Origin of the sequence: Streptomyces sp. NPDC088387 (genome assembly GCF_044753385.1) — a bacterium.
Taxonomy (GTDB): Bacteria; Actinomycetota; Actinomycetes; order Streptomycetales; family Streptomycetaceae; genus Streptomyces.
This window is the reverse complement of the sequence record NZ_JBIVNC010000002.1, coordinates 14,510-31,082: the sequence shown is the minus strand read 5'-3', so window position 1 is coordinate 31,082 and position 16,573 is coordinate 14,510. Positions and strand designations below refer to the sequence as shown.

Here is a 16,573-nt window from a genome sequence, read left to right as displayed (position 1 = left end):
CTCCTCGTCATCGATCATCGGATGTGTGCCGGACAACCGGCACGCGGGATCAGCGTAATGGGGGAGCGCGACAACGGGCAGATCCAGGGTCGGACCATGGTCATCGGGAGGCCGTACGGGCGGGGCCCGCGGACGTCACCGCGCTCCGAGCCGTCCCCCGAGCCGCGCCTCCGCCGCCCGCCAGTCCGCCGTGTCCCCGCGCGGTTCGTACCGGGTGAGCGGCTGGGTACGGGCCACCAGGCGCCGCAGGTCGGCGAGGTCGCCGACGCGGCCGTGGGCGCGGGCCTGCACCAGCACGTTGCCGAGCGCGGCGGCCTCCGTCGGACCGGCGACCACCGGCAGCCCGCACGCGTCGGCGGTGAGCCGGCACAGCAGCTCGTTGCGGGTGCCGCCGCCGACGACGTGCACCACGTCGACCGGATGCCGGGCCACCCGCTGCGCGTCCAGCACGGCCCGGCGATGGGCGAGGGCCAGCGAGTCGAGGATGCACCGGGTGATCTCGGCGCGGCTCTCCGGCACGGGCTGCCCCGAGGCACGGCACGCGCCGGCGATCCGCTCGGGCATCCGCCCCGGCCCGAGGAACGCCGGGTCCCCCGCGTCCACCAACGACCGCAGCCCCGGCACTTCGGCCGCGGCCCGCAGCAGCGGCCCCAGCTCCGGCCCACCCCAGTCCCGTACGCACTCCTGGAGCAGCCACAGGCCCATGATGTTCCGCAGATAGCGGACCGTGCCGTCGAGCCCCAGCTCGTTGGTGAAGTTGGCGGCCCGGCTCTCCTCGCCGAGGACGGGCGCGGCCAGCTCCAGACCGGCAAGCGACCAGGTGCCGGTACAGATGTACGCGAAGCGCTCGCCGTCGGCGGGTACGGCGGCGACCGCCGAGGCGGTGTCGTGCGACCCGACCACCGTCACCGGCACAGGCCCCGGCAGGCGCGTCTCCTCCAGCACCTCGGGCCGCAGCACACCGGCCGGATCCCCCGGCTGCCGCAGCGGCGCGAACAGTCCGAGGTCGATGCCGAGGCGCCCGGCCAGCGTGGCCGAGAACGCGCGTGTCCTCGGGTCGACCAGCTGGGTCGTCGAGGCGTTGGTCAGCTCGGTGCCCTGTACGCCGGTGAGCCAGTACGACAGCAGGTCGGGGACCAGCAGCAGCCGCCGTGCCCGGGAGAGCCGGGGCTCCGCCATCAGCTGGTAGAGGGTGTTGATGGGGGCGTGCTGGATGCCCGTGGCCGCGTACAGCTCGGCGGGCGGGACACACGCCCACACCCGCTCGAAGACACTCTCCGTCCGGGGATCCCGGTAGTGCATGGGGTTGCCGAGCAGCGCGCCGGTGGCGTCCAGCAGGCCGTAGTCGACACCCCAGCCGTCGATGCCGACCGAGTCGACGGGTCCGGCCGCGCGCAGCCCGTCCAGCACGCCGGTGTAGAGCGCGAGCACGTCCCAGCGCAGCCCCTCCGGCAGCCGCACCGGCCGGTTCGGGAAACGGTGGGCCTGCGTCAGCTCCAGCTCGTCGGGCCCGACGCGGCCGACCATCACCCGCCCGCTGGAGGCACCGAGGTCGACCGCCGCGTACACCCCCACGGCCCCGCTCATCGCAGGAACGCGGCCGCGACACCCGCGTCGACCGGGATGTGCAGGCCCGTGGTGTGGGTCAGGTCCCCGCCGGTGAGCGCGAACACGGCGCCCGCGACATGCTCCGGCAGCACCTCGCGCCTGAGGATCGTCCGCCGCGCGTAGAACTCGCCCAGCTTCTCCTCCTCCACCCCGTACACCGCGGCCCGTTGGGCACCCCAGCCGCCCGCGAAGATCCCGGAACCGCGCACGACACCGTCCGGGTTGACCCCGTTGACCCGGATCCCGTGCTCGCCCAACTCGACCGCCAGCAGCCGTACTTGATGGGCCTGGTCGGCCTTGGTCGCCGAGTACGCGATGTTGTTGGGGCCCGCGAACACGGCGTTCTTGGAAACGACGTACACGATGTCACCGCCGAGCCCCTGCGCGATCATCACACGCGCCGCCTCCCGCGAGACCAGGAACGAGCCGCGCGCCATGATGTCGTGCTGGAGGTCCCAGTCCTTCGCCGAGGTCTCCAGGAGCGGCCTGGACAGCGAGATCCCCGCGTTGTTCACCACCAGATCAACACCGCCGAAGGCCAGTACAGCCGCCCGGAACGCCTCCTCGATCTGCGTCTCGGACGTCACGTCCACGGTCACCGCGACGGCTTTGTCGGGACCGCCGAGTTCCTCGGCGACCCCGGCCGCGCTCTCGCCGTCGAGATCGGCGACGACGACACACGCCCCCTCCGCCACCAGCCGGCGCGCGACGGCCTTCCCGATCCCGCTGCCGGCACCGGTCACCAGCGCCACCCGCGTCGCCAGCGCCCGGGGCGGCGGCATCCGCCGGAGCTTGGCCTCCTCCAACGCCCAGTACTCGATACGGAACTTCTCCGACTCCTCGACGGGCGCGTACGAGGACACGGCCTCGGCGCCCCGCATCACGTTGATCGCGTTGACGTAGAACTCGCCCGCCACACGCGCGGTCTGCTTGTCCTTGCCGAACGAGAACATGCCGACGCCGGGCACCAGCACGATCGCCGGATCGGCGCCGCGCATCGCGGGGGAGTCGGGCGTGGCGTGCCGGCGGTAGTAGGCGGCGTACTCCTCGCGGTACTCGGCATGCAGTTCCCGGAGCCGCGCGACGGCCTCCTCCAGGGGCGCGCCGGGCGGCAGATCCAGCACCAGCGGGCGCACCTTGGTCCGCAGGAAGTGGTCCGGGCAGGACGTCCCCAGCGCGGCGAGCCGCGGATGCCCGGCCCGCGCCAGGAAGTCCAGCACCACCGCGGAGTCGTCGAAGTGGCCGACCTGGGGCCGGTCCTGCGAGGCGATCGCGCGGACGTACGGGGCCAGCGCGGCGGCCCGCGCCCGCCGGTCGCCGGACGGCAGTCCCGCGTACCCGTCGAGCGGCGGCCCGAACGGCTCCGCCTTCCCCCGCTCGCGCAGAAACGCCTCCGCGGTCCGGATGATGTGCAGGGAGTTCCGCTCGCACTCCTCGGCCGTGTCGCCCCACGCCGTGATCCCGTGCCCGCCCAGGATCACGCCGATCGCCCGTGGGTTGGCGTCCTTCACCGCGGCGATGTCCAGCCCGAGCCGGAACCCGGGCCGCCGCCACGGCACCCACACCACGGCGTCCCCGAAGCACTCGCCGGTCAGCTTCTCCCCGTCCGCCGCACAGGCGAGCGCGATCCCGGAGTCCGGGTGCAGATGGTCGACGTGCGCGGAGTCCACGAGCCCGTGCATCGCCGTGTCGATCGAGGGCGCCGCCCCGCCCTTCCCGTGCAGGCAGTACTCGAACGCCTCCACCATCTCGTCCTCACGCTCGACCCCGGGATACACCCCGGCGAGCGCCCGCAGCCGATCCAGCCGGAGCACCGCCAGCCCACTCTCGGAAAGGGTCCCGAGATCCCCGCCGGACCCCTTGACCCACATCAGCTCCACACCCCCACCGGTCACGGGATCGACGCCGACCCCCTTGGCAGAGGTGTTGCCCCCGGCGTAGTTGGTGTTCCGCGGATCGGCACCGAGCCGACGTGACCGGGCAAGAAGGGCCGAGGCCTCGGGATGCAACACCATGAACGTCCAGTCCTTCCAGAAAGGGGATGACCAATTCGGCCGCGAAGCGGCCGTCCAGGAGCACGGGGCTGTACCGATTTGCGGCTCCGCCGCGCGGGCGCGACCAGCCACACTCGACCCGCACGCATCCACGACCAACAGCCCCCTCAGGCCCCCCAGCCGGCCTGAACCCCACCCACCCGCTCCAAAACAATCCGCTCCTGCCACCCACTACGCGCATACGCCCCGCAGGGATCCGCCTCCAGCCCCATCTCCCCCCGAACCTCCCCCAACAACGGCCGCACGTCCGTGCTGAACGCATCCATCACCACCGCGTTCGCCCCCAGCACGTCCCCCGCCCCCTGCGCAGCGGCCAGCGCCTCCGCATCCACCAGCAACGCCTTCGCCGTGGCCTCCTGCACATTCATCACGGACCGGATGATCGCCGGAATCTTCGCCTCGATGTTGTGGCACTGGTCCAGCATGAACGCGACCCCCGCGTCGAGCCCCCCGCCCCGCACGACCTCGTACATGATCCGGAACAGCTGGAACGGATCGGCGGCCCCCACCATCAGGTCGTCGTCGGCGTAGAACCGCGAGTTGAAGTCGAACCCCCCGAGCCGCCCCTCGCGCAGCAGCGTCGCCACGATGAACTCGATGTTGGTGCCCGGCGCGTGATGCCCGGTGTCGACCACGACCTGCGCCTTGGGCCCGAGCTTCAGACAGTGCGCGTACGCCGTCCCCCAGTCGGGCACGTCCGTCGCGTAGAAGGCCGGCTCGAAGAACTTGTACTCCAGCAGCATCCGCTGCCCGTCGCCGAGCCGCTCGTACACCTCCGCCAGCGCCTCGGAGAGCCGCTCCTGGCGCGAGCGGATGTCGTCCTGCCCCGGATAGTTCGTGCCGTCGGCGAACCACAGCTTCAGGTCCCGCGACCCGGTGGCGTCCATGATGTCGACGCAGTCCAGCAGATGCCGCACCGCCTTGCGGCGTACCGCCGCGTCCGGATGGCACACGCTGCCGAGCCGGTAGTCGTCGTCCTGGAAGGTGTTGGAGTTGATCGCGCCGAGCCGCACCCCGCGCTCCTCGGCGTACTTCGCGAGCGCCGCGTAGTCGTCGACCGTGTCCCACGGAATGTGCAGCGCGACGGTCGGCGCGATTCCGGTGAACTCGTGGACCTTCGCCGCGTCGGCCACCTTCTCGCGCGGATCGCGCGGCACGCCCGGCTGGGCGAACACCTTGAAGCGGGTCCCCGAGTTCGCGTACGCCCACGACGGCGTCTCGACGGCCTGGGTCCTGAGTGCGGCCTTCACCGCGGCGAGGTCGGTCACTGCCGGTCTCCTGTGACATGGGTGGGAAACGCTGCACCGTCGCACCGTGACACGGATCGGAACACCCCACCGTGAAACGATTCAGGTTCGCAAAATATGAGCCCTGCGATGACGTGTCAAGGCCTTCGACCCGGGACGTTCCCCGTGTCGCCCGGGTGCCTTCCGCCCACCGCAAGAATTTCGCCACCGACCCATTGACGGGCCCGGTGCGTGGTGCCTACCGTCCCCGGCAACCCAGTTGAAACCTTTCACGCCGCCGTGGGAAAGCTCCCGCCGGCGTCGTCGAGGAGCCTGACATGACCCACCCGTCCGACCCGGGTCCGGCCCCGGTGCTGGCGCTCAGGGACGTCTCCAAGTCCTTCGGCGCCGTGCGCGCCCTGCGGGACGTCTCCCTGGAGCTACGGCCCGGAGAGGTGCACGCCCTCGCGGGCGAGAACGGCGCGGGCAAGTCGACCCTCATCAAGACCCTCGCCGGAGTGCACCGGCCCGACACCGGCCGGCTGCTGCTCGACGGCGCGCCCGCCGTCTTCCACGGCCCCCGCGACGCCCGCGACGCCGGGATCGCCGTCATCTACCAGGAACCCACGCTCTTCCCGGACCTGTCCGTCACCGAGAACATCTTCGTGGGCCGCAGCCCCCGCCGCTCCCTCGGCCGCGTCGACCACAAGGCCGCGTACGAGGCGACCGCCGTCCTGATGCGGAGGCTCGGCGTCGCACTCGACCCCGAGCGGCCCGCCCGCGGACTGTCCATCGCCGACCAGCAGATCGTCGAGATCGCCAAAGCGCTCTCCTTCGACGCCCGGGTCCTGATCATGGACGAACCCACCGCCGCCCTCACCGGCAGCGAGGTCGCCCGTCTCTTCGGCGTGGTGCGCACCCTGCGCGAACAGGGCGCCGCCGTCCTGTTCGTCTCGCACCGCCTGGAGGAGATCTTCGGCATCGGGGACCGTGTCACGACCCTGCGCGACGGAGCCCGCGTGGCGAGCGAACCGCTGTCCGGTATCACCGAGGACGACCTGGTCCGCCGGATGGTCGGCCGCGACCTCGACGAGCTCTACCCCAAGCAGGACGTCCGGCCCGGCGAAGTCGCCCTGAGCGTACGGCGCCTGACCCGTGAGGGCGTCTTCACCGACGTCTCCTTCGAGGTCCGGCGCGGCGAGATCGTCTGCCTCGCCGGCCTGGTCGGCGCCGGACGCACCGAGGTGGCACGGGCCGTCTTCGGCATCGACCGCCCGGACGCGGGCGACGTCGAGGTCGAGGGGCGCCGGCTCGCGGGCGGCGCCCCGTCCGCCGCCATGGCCGCCGGGCTGGCCCTGGTCCCCGAGGACCGGCGCGCCCAGGGCCTGGTGATGAACATGTCCATCGAGCGCAACATCGGCCTCACCGGACTCCGTACGACCGTCCGGGCCGGGTTCATGGATCCCGCCGCCGAACGCGGCCGCTCCCGCGACTGGGCCGTCCGGCTCCAGGTCAAGTACGCCCGGATCGCCGACGCCGTCGCCACACTCTCCGGCGGCAACCAGCAGAAGGTCGTGCTCGCCAAGTGGCTCGCCACCCGGCCCAAGGTGCTGATCGTCGACGAGCCGACCCGCGGCATCGACGTCGGCACCAAGGCCGAGGTGCACCGGCTGCTCTCCCAGCTCGCCGCCGACGGCGTGGCGGTGCTGATGATCTCCTCCGACCTGCCCGAGGTGCTCGGCATGGCCGACCGGGTGCTGGTGATGCACGAGGGCCGGCTCACCGCCGAGATACCGCGCTCCGCCGCCACCGAGGAGACCGTGATGGCCGCCGCCACCGGGAGGGCCGCCGCATGACGGTGACCTCCCCGCAGCCGGCACCCGTCACCGACGTGCCCAGGTCCAGCGGCACCCGCCTCGTCGACCGGGTGTTCCGGATGCGCGAACTCGCCATCCTGGCCGTGTTCCTGGTGATGATCGCCGTCACCCGGGCCGGCAACAGCGAGTTCCTCTCCGAGCAGGGCATCAAGGACCTGCTCCTCAACGCGACCATCCTCGTCCTGGTCGCCACCGGCCAGTCCCTGGTCGTCATCACCCGCAACGTCGACCTCTCGGTCGGCTCCACCCTCGGCATCAGCGCCTTCGCCGCCGGTACGTTCCTCCAGGGCGGCGGCAACCCCGTCGTGGCCGTCCTGCTCGCGGTCCTCACCGGGGTCGGCTTCGGTCTGCTGAACGGACTCCTCGTCAGCCTCGGCCAGGTGCCGGCACTCGTCGTCACCCTCGGCACCCTCTACGTCGTCCGAGGCATCGACTCCATCTGGGTCGGCTCCCGCCAGATCACCGCCGCCGATCTCCCCGGCGGATTCGTCGACTTCGGCTCCGGCGGCATCTCGGCGGTCCCCTGGCTCGCCCTCATCGCCCTGGCCGTGCTGGTGACGACGGCGTACTACCTCAAGCACTACGGCGGCGGCCGGGAGCTGTACGCGCTCGGCTCCCACCCCGAGGCCGCGCGGCTCGCCGGCATCCCGGTCCGCAGACGGATCCTCGCCGCGTACACCTTCTGCGGCGCCCTCGCCGGACTCGCCGGCGCGCTGTACCTGGCCCGCTTCGGCAACGTCGACTCCGGCACCGGCACCGGATACGAACTCACCGTCGTCAGCGCGGTCGTGGTCGGCGGCGTGATGTTCACCGGCGGCTCCGGCAGCGTCTACGGCGCCGCGCTGGGCGCCATGCTCCTCACCTCGGTCAACAGTGTGCTGCCCGCCCTCGGCGTCAGCTCCGTCTGGGTGCTCGCCATCAACGGCACGCTGCTCATCCTCGCCATCGCCGTGGACCGTGTGGTCGCGCTGCGGGTGGCGTCCGCCCTGAAGAAGAGGAGCGCCCGCCGTGCCTGACTCCCTGACGCGCGCGGTCCGTTGGGACACCGTCGTCGGTGTGCTCCTGCTGGTCGTCCTGCTGCTGTCCTTCGGCTTCGTGGACGGCTTCGGCAACGCACTGAACCTCTCCTTCCTGATCGGCAACACCCTGCCCATCGCGCTGATCGCCCTGCCGATGACCCTGCTCGTCGTCGCCGGCGAGATCGACCTCTCCGTGGCCTCCACCGCGGGGCTGTCGGGCGCGGTGATGGGCGCCCTGTGGAACCAGGGCCTGACCATCGAGGCGATCATCCCGATCTGTCTGCTGCTCGGGCTGGTCTGCGGGCTGATCAACGGCCTGCTGGTCACGGGGCTGGGGCTGCCGTCGCTCGCCGTGACCATCGGCACCCTCGCCGCGTATCGGGGGATCGCGCAGATCGTGCTGGGGGCCGACGCGGTCACCGACTTTCCGTCGGGCTATCTGGATTTCGCCTCCGGGCGTATGGGGGACACGTTCGTGCCGTACGCCTCTCTGCCGTTTGTTGTGCTGCTCGCGATCGCCGTTGTGGCGCTGCACGCCACACCCTTCGGGCGGGCGTTGTTCGCCATCGGGGCGAATGAGGAGGCGGCGCGGTTCGCCGGGCTGCGGGTGAAGCGGGAGAAGTTGGTCCTGTTCACCGTCACGGGACTTATGGCCTCGCTGACGGGAGTCTTCTGGGCGCTGCACTACGCGAGCGCGCGCTTCGACAACGCGACAGGCCTCGAACTCTCCGTCGTCGCCGCGGTGTTGCTGGGCGGGATCGACTTCGACGGCGGCAGGGGCACGCTCGGTGGCGCGATCGCCGGGGTGTTCCTGCTGGGCGCGCTACAGAACGTCATGAGCCTTCAGGACGTCTCCGCGCAGTCGCAGATCGTCGTCACGGGTGTACTGCTCGTGCTCTCCGTCCTCGGGCCGCGGGTGGCCCGGCAGATCGCCGTAGTACGTGCTCAGTCGTCCGGCTGACCGTTGTATGTGGCTGGTCGCGGCCACGCGGCGGAGCCGCATGTCGAATACAGCCCCGCGCCCCTGGCTGGGCTTTCCGCAACCTCTTCCAAATGGAGCCGTAATGCTCAATGCACTCCTCCGGCGTGTCTCCGTGAGCCTCGTCGTCGTCACGTCCCTCGCGCTCGCCCTGACCGCCTGTGGCGGCACCACCAAGGAGGACGTGGCCGACGAGGACGCCTCTGCCGCCAGTGGCGGCAAGGCCGATCCCGATGCCGCCCTCAAGAAGGGCCTGACGGTGGGTTTTCTGCCCAAGCAGGTCAACAACCCCTACTTCACCAGCGCCGACAAGGGCGGTGAGAAGGCGCTGAAGGAACTGGGGTCCAGCTACAAGGAGGTCGGGCCGTCCAGTGCCACCGACACCGCAGGGCAGGTCAGTTACGTCAACACCCTCACCCAGCAGCAGGTCGACGCCATGGCCGTGTCCGCGCAGGACCCCGGCGCCCTGTGCACCGCGCTCAAGCAGGCCATGAGGAACGGCATCAAGGTCGTGACGTACGACTCCGACACCAAGGCCGACTGCCGCAACGCCTTCGTCTCCCAGGCCTCCGCCGAGGACCTCGGCCGTACCGAGGTGCAGTTGCTCGCCGAACAGATCGGCCACAAGGGCGAGATCGCGATCCTGTCCGCCGCGCAGACCGCCACCAACCAGAACACCTGGATCGAGTTCATGAAGGACGAACTCAAGGACCCGCGGTACAAGGACATGAAGCTGGTCGAGGTCGCCTACGGCAACGACGACGCGCAGGCGTCCTTCCAGCAGACCCAGGGACTGCTCCAGGAACACCCGAACCTGAAGGGGATCATCTCCCCGACCACCGTCGGCATCAAGGCCGCCGCCCAGTACCTGTCCGGCTCCAAGTACAAGGGCAAGGTCGCGCTGACCGGCCTCGGCACCCCGAACGACATGCGCAAGTACGTCAAGAACGGCACCGTCGAGGCGTTCGAGCTCTGGGACCCGGCCAAGCTGGGCGAACTGGCCGCGCGTACCGCCGTGGCGCTGTCCTCCGGGCAGATCACCGGCAAGGAGGGCGAGACCTTCACCGCCGGATCCATGGGCGGGTTCACCATCGGCGCGGACGGTGTGATCAGCCTCGGCAAACCGACCGTCTTCAACGCCGGGAACATCGACCAGTACGACTTCTGAGGCCGCCGTGTGCCGTGGCGGTACTGTGAAGGCCCCCGCCGCCCCTCGTTCACCTGGAGGTTTCCGCCCCATGGCCCAGTCGGTGGGTATCAAGGACGTCGCCCGCGCCGCCGGAGTCTCCGTGGGCACGGTCTCCAACGTGATCAACCGTCCGGACTCGGTCGCCACCGAGACCCGCGCGCGGGTGCTCTCGGCGATCGACCGGCTCGGCTACGTCCGCAGTGAGTCGGCACGCCAGCTGCGCGCGGGCCGCAGCCGCATCATGGGGCTGCTCGTCCTGGACATGGGGAACCCGTTCTTCGTCGACGTCGCGCGCGGCGCCGAACGCGCCGCGCGCAAGGCCGGGCTCGGCGTGATGGTCTGCAACAGCGCCCAGGACGCCGGCGAGGAGGCCGACTACCTGTCGCTCTTCGCCGAGCAGCGGGTCCGCGGGGTCCTGCTCACCCCGGCCGACGCGACGGGGCGCAACATCGCCGCGTTCCGGCGCCACAACATCCCGTTCGTCCTGGTCGACCGGGTCTCCGACGGCATCACCGAGTGCTCGGTGTCGGTCGACGACGTGGCGGGCGGCGCGCTGGCGGTGCGCCATCTGGTGGACGCCGGGCACCGCTCGATCGCGTACGTCAGCGGACCGCCCGGACTCAACCAGGTGCGCGACCGGCGCACCGGCGCGCTGAACGCCCTCGCCGGCGCGGGCCTCGGCCCCGACGCGCTGCGCGAGCTGCCCACCGAGCGGCTCGACGTCGCCGCCGGCCGGGACGCGGGCGCCCGGCTGCTGGGCCTGGGGGACCGGCCGACGGCGGCGTTCTGCGCCAACGACCTGCTCGCCCTCGGTGTCCTCCAGGCCATGTACGCGGCCGGTGTCGGGGTGCCGGACGACCTCGCGATCGTCGGCTACGACGACATCGAGTTCGCCGCCGCGGCCGCCGTACCGCTCACCTCCGTACGGCAGCCCGCCGTCACCATGGGGGCCCTGGCGGCCGAGCTGCTGCTGGAGGAGACCGACGCCGGACCCGGGGTCCCGCCGCACCAGCACCGGCGCCTGGTGCTCCAGCCCGAGCTGGTCGTCCGCCGCTCCAGCCTCGCCGGCCGCTGACCCGGCGCTGACCCGCCGTTCAGCAGCCGTTTGACCGACCATTCAGCAGCCGTTCATGATCCCCGCTCGTCGCGCGCCCCGCCGGGTGTGCTGAACTGGGACGCGGCCAGCACAGTCGTCCGCACCGGGAGCCCCGTTGAGCGTCAGTTACCGCCAGCCCGGCGTCGTCCTCACCGACCGCCGCTTCACCGTGCCCCTCGACCACAACGCCCCGGCGGGCGAGACGATCGAGATCTACGCCCGCGAGGTCGCCGCCGCCGACAGGCCGGGCCAGGACCTGCCGTGGCTGGTCTACCTCCAGGGCGGCCCCGGCTTCGGGGCGAACCGTTTCGTCGGAAGGCAGGCCTGGCTCGAACGGGCCCTGAAGGAGTACCGCGTCCTCCTTCTGGACCAGCGCGGCACCGGCCGTTCCACCCCCGCCAACCGGCAGACCCTCCCGCTGCGCGGCGGCCCCGCCGAACAGGCCGACTACCTGACCCTCTTCCGCGGGGACTCGATCGTCCGGGACTGCGAACTGATCCGCCGCGAGATCACCGGCGGCGCGCCCTGGACCGTCCTCGGCCAGTCCTTCGGCGGCTTCTGCACGGTCAACTACCTGTCGACCGCCCCCGAGGGCCTCAGCGCCGCCGTCATCACCGGCGGCCTGCCGGCCCTCGACGCCCACGCCGACGACGTCTACCGCGCCGCCTACCCGCGTATCGAGCGCAAGGTCGCCGCCCACTACGCCCGCTACCCGCAGGACGTCGAGCGGGCCCGCCGGATCGCCGACCACCTGCTGAGTCACGACGTGGTCCTGCCCAACGGCTACCGCCTCACCGTCGAGGCGTTCCAGTCGCTCGGCATCCTCCTCGGCGGCAGCGAGGGCAGTCACCGGCTGCACTACCTCCTGGAGGACGCCTTCGTGCGCACCCCGGGCGGCGGCGAACTGTCCGACGCCTTCCAGGAGGAGGCCCAGAGCCTGCTCTCGTACGCCGGCCACCCGCTCTACGCCCTCATCCACGAGGCGATCTACGGCCAGGACGACCGGCCCACCGACTGGTCCGCCGAGCGGGTCCGCGGCGAGTTCCCGCAGTTCGACGCGGCCAAGACGCTCACCGGCGACGGGCCGCTGCTGTTCACCGGCGAGTCGGTGCACCCCTGGACGTTCGACGCCGACCCGGCGCTGCGCCCGCTGCGCGAGACCGCCGAACTCCTCGCCGCCCGCGCCGACTGGCAGCCGCTCTACGACCGCGAGCGCCTCGCCGCCAACGAGGTGCCGGTCGCCGCGGCCGTCTACCACGACGACATGTACGTCGACACGGCCCACGCCCTGCACACCGCCCGCTCCATCCGCGGCCTGCGCACCTGGGTCACCGACGAGTTCGAGCACGACGGCGTCCGCGCGGGCGGCCCGCGGGTCCTGGACCGGCTGCTGGCACTGGCCCGCGACGAGGTCTGAACGGGCCGGGACCGCGGCGCGGTGCCGGTGTGCGGGCCGGCCGCCCGGGGCTCGTGGCACGGTCCGCAACCGGAGGCGAGGGTCCCGGATGTGATCTTCCGGGACCCTCGGGTGGCGGTCCCGTGCCGCGGGCTAGTCTGCGGACATGAGCGAGCCGACGACCACTCAGCTTGAGCCCATGCCCGACGACTGGCAGCGCGCCCTCGCGGTGGTCGCGCACCCCGACGACCTCGAATACGGATGCGCGGCGGCGATCGCGCAGTGGACGGACGCCGGACGCGAGGTGGCGTATGCGCTCGCGACCCGCGGCGAGGCCGGCATCGACACCCTGGCGCCCGCGGAGGCGGCCCCGCTGCGCGAGCGCGAGCAGCGGGCGAGCGCGGCGGTCGTCGGGGTGTCGACGGTGGAGTTCATGGACCACAAGGACGGCGTCATCGAGTACGGCGTCCCGCTGCGCCGCGACATCGCCGCCGCGATCCGCCGCCACCGCCCCGAGCTGGTGATCACCCTCAACCACCGCGACACCTGGGGCGGGTTCGCCTGGAACACCCCCGATCACGTGGCCGTCGGCCGGGCCACGCTCGACGCGGCGGGCGACGCGGGAAACCGCTGGATCTTCCCCGAACTCGGCGAGCAGGGCCTCGAACCGTGGAACGGCGTCCGGTGGGTCGCCGTGGCCGGTTCCGTCTCGCCCACCCACGCCGTCGACGCCACCGCCGGGCTGGAGCGGGCCGTGCGCTCGCTGCTCGAACACCGCGCCTACATCGAGGCGTTGACCGACGAGGACCCGGAGACACATGTGCGTGATCTGCTCACCGGGTTCGCGCGCAGCACGGGCGAGCGGTTCGGCGGCCGCCCCGCGGTCTCATTCGAGCTCTTCTCCCGGTGACCGGCCGACTGAACGTCGGCGCGGTGCCGGGGGACCGGTGACTAGGCTGGACGTCATGCGAGACCAACCCGGTGACCTGGCCGTCCTGCACGGCGACTGCGCCAACTGCTTCGGACTGTGCTGTGTCGCCCTGCCCTTCGCGGCCTCCGCCGACTTCGCGCTCGACAAGGACGCCGGCACCCCCTGCCCCAACCTCCGCGACGACCACCGGTGCGGCATCCACGCCCGGCTCCGGCAGCAGGGCTTCACCGGCTGCACGGTCTACGACTGCTTCGGCGCGGGCCAGAAGGTCTCGCAGCGCACGTTCGGCGGCACGGACTGGCGCACCGGCCCGCGCGAGGACGCCCGCCGGATGTTCGACGTCTTCCCGGTGGTCCGCCAGCTGCACGAACTGCTCTGGTGCCTCACCGAGGCACTCACCCTGTCCGCCGCCCGCCCGGTCCACCCCGACCTGCGCCGCGCCCTGGAACGGACGGAACAGCTCACCCTGGGCACCCCGGAGGAGCTCGCCGCGCTCGACGTTGCCGCGCACCGGCAGGAGGTCAACGTCCTGCTGTTGCGCACCAGCGAGCTGGCCCGCGCCGGCGCCCGCGGCCGGGGCAAGCAGCGGCGCGGCGCCGACCTGATCGGCGCCCGCCTCAAGGGGGCCGACCTGCGGGGCGCCAACCTCCGCGGCGCCTACCTCATCGCGGCCGACCTCACCGGCGCCGATCTGCGCGGCGCCGACCTCATCGGTGCCGACCTGCGCGACACCGACCTCACCGACGCCGACCTGACCGGCGCGTTCTTCCTCACCCAGCCGCAGCTGAACGCGGCCCGGGGGAGTGCGGGCACCCGGCTGCCCGGGTCAGTGACCCGGCCGGTGCACTGGACAGCGGGCGTCTGAGGCGCCGGACGCGCCGGTGGTGTCCGGAGCGCCGGGTGCCGTGTCCGACGGCGGGCCGCCGACCGCTTCCCGCGCAACGGGTTCGCCGTCGGTGACGGGCTCCCCATCCCCGTAGGCCCCATCCCCGTAGGCCCCACCCCCGTAGACCCCGCTCCGGCGCGTGAGTCCCAGCCGCAGTCCCTCCGGCATCAGGGTCAGCCGCTCGGTCACCCGCAGTTGGTAGGCGGGGTCGGGCAGCAGCTCGTAGCGGCGCAGCAGCAGGCCCAGCACGAGGGTGGCCTCGTGCAGGGCGAACTGCCGTCCGATGCAGGCCCGGGCCCCCGTCCCGAACGGCTTGAACGAGTGCGCGGCCCGCCCCCGTACCGCCTTGGCCTCGAAACGGTCCGGGTCGAACGACTCGGCGTCCGCGCCCCACACCTCGGGGTCGCGCTGGAGCATCGACGTCAGCACCAGCGTCCAGGCGCCGCGCCGCATCGGATGGTCCCCGGCCAGCACGGTGTCCTCCAGCGCCTCCCGGGCGAACGCGGGCGCGGTCGGCCACAGCCGCAGCGACTCGTCCAGGACCCGGCGGACGTAGCGCAGCTTGGCGACCTGCTCGTAGCCGGGTGCCGCCGTGGCGCCCCACACCTGGTCCACCTCGGCACGCGCGCGTGCGGCCACTTCCGGGTGCCGGGACAGGTAGTGCAGCGCGAACGACAGCGCGCCGGACGTGGTCTCATGCCCCGCCACCAGGAACGTGATCACCTGCCGCCGGACGTTCTCCGCGGACAGCCGCTCGCCGGTCTCCGGGTGGGTGGTGTCCAGCATCCGGTCCAGCAGGTCGCCGTCCCCGCTCGCCGTGCGGCGGGTGCGGACGAGGTCGTCGACCGTGCGGTTCAGATACGCGATGTCGGCGGCGTTGCGGCGGCCGGCCCGGCGCATCAGCAGCGGCATGAGCGGCGCGGGCACGGTGTTGAGGCGCTGCGCGTAGGCGAGGGTGCCGACCATCGCGGTGACGAACGGATGCGGCCGGGAGCGTTCGAAGGAGCCGAAGTCGTGCCCGAACCCGGTGCGCGCGATGGTCTCCAGGGTCAGCTTGGTCATGTCGCCAGGCACGTCCACGGTCCGTCCGGCGCCCGCGGCGCCGTCCCAGTGGTCCGTCAGCCGCGCGGCCACGTCCAGCATCATCGGGTGGTAGCCCGCCATCGCCTCACGGCTGAAGCCGGGCACCAGCACGTCGTGCGCCAACTGCCAGTTCTTCTCGTGGTTGTACGCCGTGAACAGCCCGTCCCCGGCGACCGGGCGCAGATTCGCGACCCCGAGCCCGACGTGCTTGGCGAACCGGGTCTCGTCCGCGAGATCGGCCACGAGACCGGCGCCCCACACGAACACGAACTCCTTGTTGAACGCCCGGCGCCGGAAGATCGGGCCGAGCAGGCGCGCGTAACGCATGGAGTCCTGCAACGGGCTGCGTGGCCGTGCGCCGACGACATCGCCCACCAGCGGGACCCGGCGCGGCGGATGCGGGATGCGGTGCAGCTCGGGCCAGCCCTGCTCGGCGCTGCGGAAGCCCTTCGGCAGTGCGGCTTGTGCCGTCTCCGCCATGACGCGATCTCCCTTGACTCGGCGGCGGGTTGCGCGTGTTGTACGTGGGTTCAATAGCGGGTTCAGTCTCGACCCGCTGTTGAACCGGCGTCAAGTAAGGTGCCGGCATGGCCGCGAACCAGGGCGAGCGCGTACGGCGTCGGCTCAGCACGCAGGAGCGCCGGGAGCAACTGCTGTCGGTCGGCGCGCGGCTCTTCTCGGAGAACCCGTACGACGACGTCTGGATCGAGCAGGTCGCCGAGATCGCCGGTGTGTCGCGCGGGCTGCTCTACCACTACTTCCCGACGAAGCGGGTCTTCTTCGCCGCCGTGGTGGAGCGGGAGAGCGAGCGGATGCTGCGGATGACGGCCGCGGTGCCCGGGGTGCCGGTCCGCGACCAGCTCTCCACCGGCCTGGACACGTTCCTGGAGTACGTCCAGGAGCACGCCCACGGCTTCCGTGCGTTCCACCGCGCGGACGCGGCCGGCGACCAGGCCGTACGGCGTGTCTACCAGCGGGCGCTGGCCGCGCAGGAACGGCAGATCCTCGCCGCGCTCGAAGCGGACCCGGAGTTCGGGCCCGCCGCGGTCGCCCGGCCGGAGCTGCGGCTCGCGGTGCACGGCTGGCTGGCGTTCACGACGTCCGTCTGCCTGGAGTGGCTGAGACGGTCCGAACTCTCGCGGGACCAGGTGCGGGAGCTGTGTGCGCGGGCGCTGCTCGGGGTCGTCCCGGACTGAGCCGGACCCCGTCTTTGTGAAGGGGGCGCATCT

At 72.0% G+C, this 16,573-nt stretch carries 13 protein-coding genes; 9 read left to right on the top strand and 4 right to left on the bottom strand.

Annotated features, from left to right (window positions below; all coding sequences use genetic code 11):
* Positions 1-135 precede the first annotated feature (135 nt).
* The 3 genes from ACIQAC_RS04770 to rhaI all read right to left on the bottom strand — a co-directional run bounded on the left by ACIQAC_RS04770 (position 136) and on the right by rhaI (position 4,930).
* Positions 136-1,587 carry a rhamnulokinase family protein gene (locus tag ACIQAC_RS04770; RefSeq protein WP_402187003.1) on the bottom strand — a complete coding sequence of 484 codons (1,452 nt, stop codon included), beginning with the start codon at positions 1,585-1,587 and terminating at the stop codon, positions 136-138.
* Entirely contained in the window at positions 1,584-3,623 is a 2,040-nt protein-coding gene (locus ACIQAC_RS04765; protein ID WP_402187002.1) for a bifunctional aldolase/short-chain dehydrogenase, read from the bottom strand. The genes ACIQAC_RS04770 and ACIQAC_RS04765 overlap by 4 nt, the downstream gene beginning before the upstream one ends.
* A gap of 146 nt (positions 3,624-3,769) precedes the next feature.
* Positions 3,770-4,930: an L-rhamnose isomerase gene (gene rhaI / locus ACIQAC_RS04760; RefSeq protein WP_402187001.1), complete on the bottom strand. Its 1,161-nt coding sequence runs from the start codon at positions 4,928-4,930 to the stop codon at positions 3,770-3,772.
* A 296-nt stretch (positions 4,931-5,226) separates the two neighbouring features.
* Here rhaI and ACIQAC_RS04755 point away from each other — a divergent pair, with 296 nt between their 5' ends.
* The 8 genes from ACIQAC_RS04755 (at position 5,227) to ACIQAC_RS04720 (ending at position 14,240) form a co-directional block, all read left to right on the top strand.
* The gene (locus ACIQAC_RS04755; RefSeq protein ID WP_402186999.1) at positions 5,227-6,744 is read left to right on the top strand and encodes a sugar ABC transporter ATP-binding protein; all 1,518 of its coding nucleotides are present in this window, start codon (positions 5,227-5,229) and stop codon (positions 6,742-6,744) included.
* Entirely contained in the window at positions 6,741-7,781 is a 1,041-nt protein-coding gene (locus tag ACIQAC_RS04750; protein WP_402186997.1) for an ABC transporter permease, read from the top strand. The genes ACIQAC_RS04755 and ACIQAC_RS04750 overlap by 4 nt, the downstream gene beginning before the upstream one ends.
* On the top strand, positions 7,774-8,745 hold the full coding sequence (locus ACIQAC_RS04745; RefSeq protein WP_402186996.1) for an ABC transporter permease: 972 nt from the start codon (positions 7,774-7,776) through the stop codon (positions 8,743-8,745). Before ACIQAC_RS04750 ends, ACIQAC_RS04745 begins: the two co-directional genes overlap by 8 nt.
* A gap of 103 nt (positions 8,746-8,848) precedes the next feature.
* Positions 8,849-9,931, top strand: coding sequence for a rhamnose ABC transporter substrate-binding protein (gene rhaS, locus ACIQAC_RS04740; RefSeq protein ID WP_402186995.1), 1,083 nt, complete (start codon positions 8,849-8,851; stop codon positions 9,929-9,931).
* Positions 9,932-10,001: 70 nt separating this feature from the next.
* Positions 10,002-11,027 carry a LacI family DNA-binding transcriptional regulator gene (locus ACIQAC_RS04735; protein WP_402186993.1) on the top strand — a complete coding sequence of 342 codons (1,026 nt, stop codon included), beginning with the start codon at positions 10,002-10,004 and terminating at the stop codon, positions 11,025-11,027.
* Between the two features lie 136 nt (positions 11,028-11,163).
* Positions 11,164-12,465 (top strand): alpha/beta fold hydrolase, encoded by a 1,302-nt coding sequence (locus tag ACIQAC_RS04730; protein ID WP_402186991.1) that lies wholly within the window; start codon positions 11,164-11,166, stop codon positions 12,463-12,465.
* A gap of 145 nt (positions 12,466-12,610) precedes the next feature.
* Positions 12,611-13,354 carry a PIG-L deacetylase family protein gene (locus tag ACIQAC_RS04725; protein ID WP_402186990.1) on the top strand — a complete coding sequence of 248 codons (744 nt, stop codon included), beginning with the start codon at positions 12,611-12,613 and terminating at the stop codon, positions 13,352-13,354.
* 55 nt (positions 13,355-13,409) lie between these two features.
* Positions 13,410-14,240, top strand: a complete 831-nt coding sequence (locus ACIQAC_RS04720) for a pentapeptide repeat-containing protein (protein ID WP_402186988.1) — start codon at positions 13,410-13,412, stop codon at positions 14,238-14,240.
* Here the strand turns inward: ACIQAC_RS04720 and ACIQAC_RS04715 are convergent.
* Complete coding sequence (locus ACIQAC_RS04715; protein WP_402186987.1) at positions 14,202-15,824, bottom strand: cytochrome P450; 1,623 nt, start codon at positions 15,822-15,824, stop codon at positions 14,202-14,204. The two genes, ACIQAC_RS04720 and ACIQAC_RS04715, sit on opposite strands and share 39 nt — an antisense overlap.
* A gap of 107 nt (positions 15,825-15,931) precedes the next feature.
* Here ACIQAC_RS04715 and ACIQAC_RS04710 point away from each other — a divergent pair, with 107 nt between their 5' ends.
* Positions 15,932-16,540, top strand: coding sequence for a TetR/AcrR family transcriptional regulator (locus ACIQAC_RS04710; protein ID WP_402186986.1), 609 nt, complete (start codon positions 15,932-15,934; stop codon positions 16,538-16,540).
* The last annotated feature ends 33 nt before the right edge of the window (positions 16,541-16,573 follow it).

Coding starts and splice junctions, on each gene's coding strand:
- ACIQAC_RS04720 (WP_402186988.1), top strand. CDS start 13,410: ATGCGAGACCAACCCGGTGACCTGGCCGTCCTGCACGGCGACTGCGCC.
- ACIQAC_RS04735 (WP_402186993.1), top strand. CDS start 10,002: ATGGCCCAGTCGGTGGGTATCAAGGACGTCGCCCGCGCCGCCGGAGTC.
- ACIQAC_RS04710 (WP_402186986.1), top strand. CDS start 15,932: ATGGCCGCGAACCAGGGCGAGCGCGTACGGCGTCGGCTCAGCACGCAG.
- ACIQAC_RS04765 (WP_402187002.1), bottom strand. CDS start 3,623: ATGGTGTTGCATCCCGAGGCCTCGGCCCTTCTTGCCCGGTCACGTCGG.
- ACIQAC_RS04750 (WP_402186997.1), top strand. CDS start 6,741: ATGACGGTGACCTCCCCGCAGCCGGCACCCGTCACCGACGTGCCCAGG.
- ACIQAC_RS04770 (WP_402187003.1), bottom strand. CDS start 1,587: ATGAGCGGGGCCGTGGGGGTGTACGCGGCGGTCGACCTCGGTGCCTCC.
- ACIQAC_RS04755 (WP_402186999.1), top strand. CDS start 5,227: ATGACCCACCCGTCCGACCCGGGTCCGGCCCCGGTGCTGGCGCTCAGG.
- ACIQAC_RS04715 (WP_402186987.1), bottom strand. CDS start 15,824: ATGGCGGAGACGGCACAAGCCGCACTGCCGAAGGGCTTCCGCAGCGCC.
- ACIQAC_RS04725 (WP_402186990.1), top strand. CDS start 12,611: ATGAGCGAGCCGACGACCACTCAGCTTGAGCCCATGCCCGACGACTGG.
- rhaS (WP_402186995.1), top strand. CDS start 8,849: ATGCTCAATGCACTCCTCCGGCGTGTCTCCGTGAGCCTCGTCGTCGTC.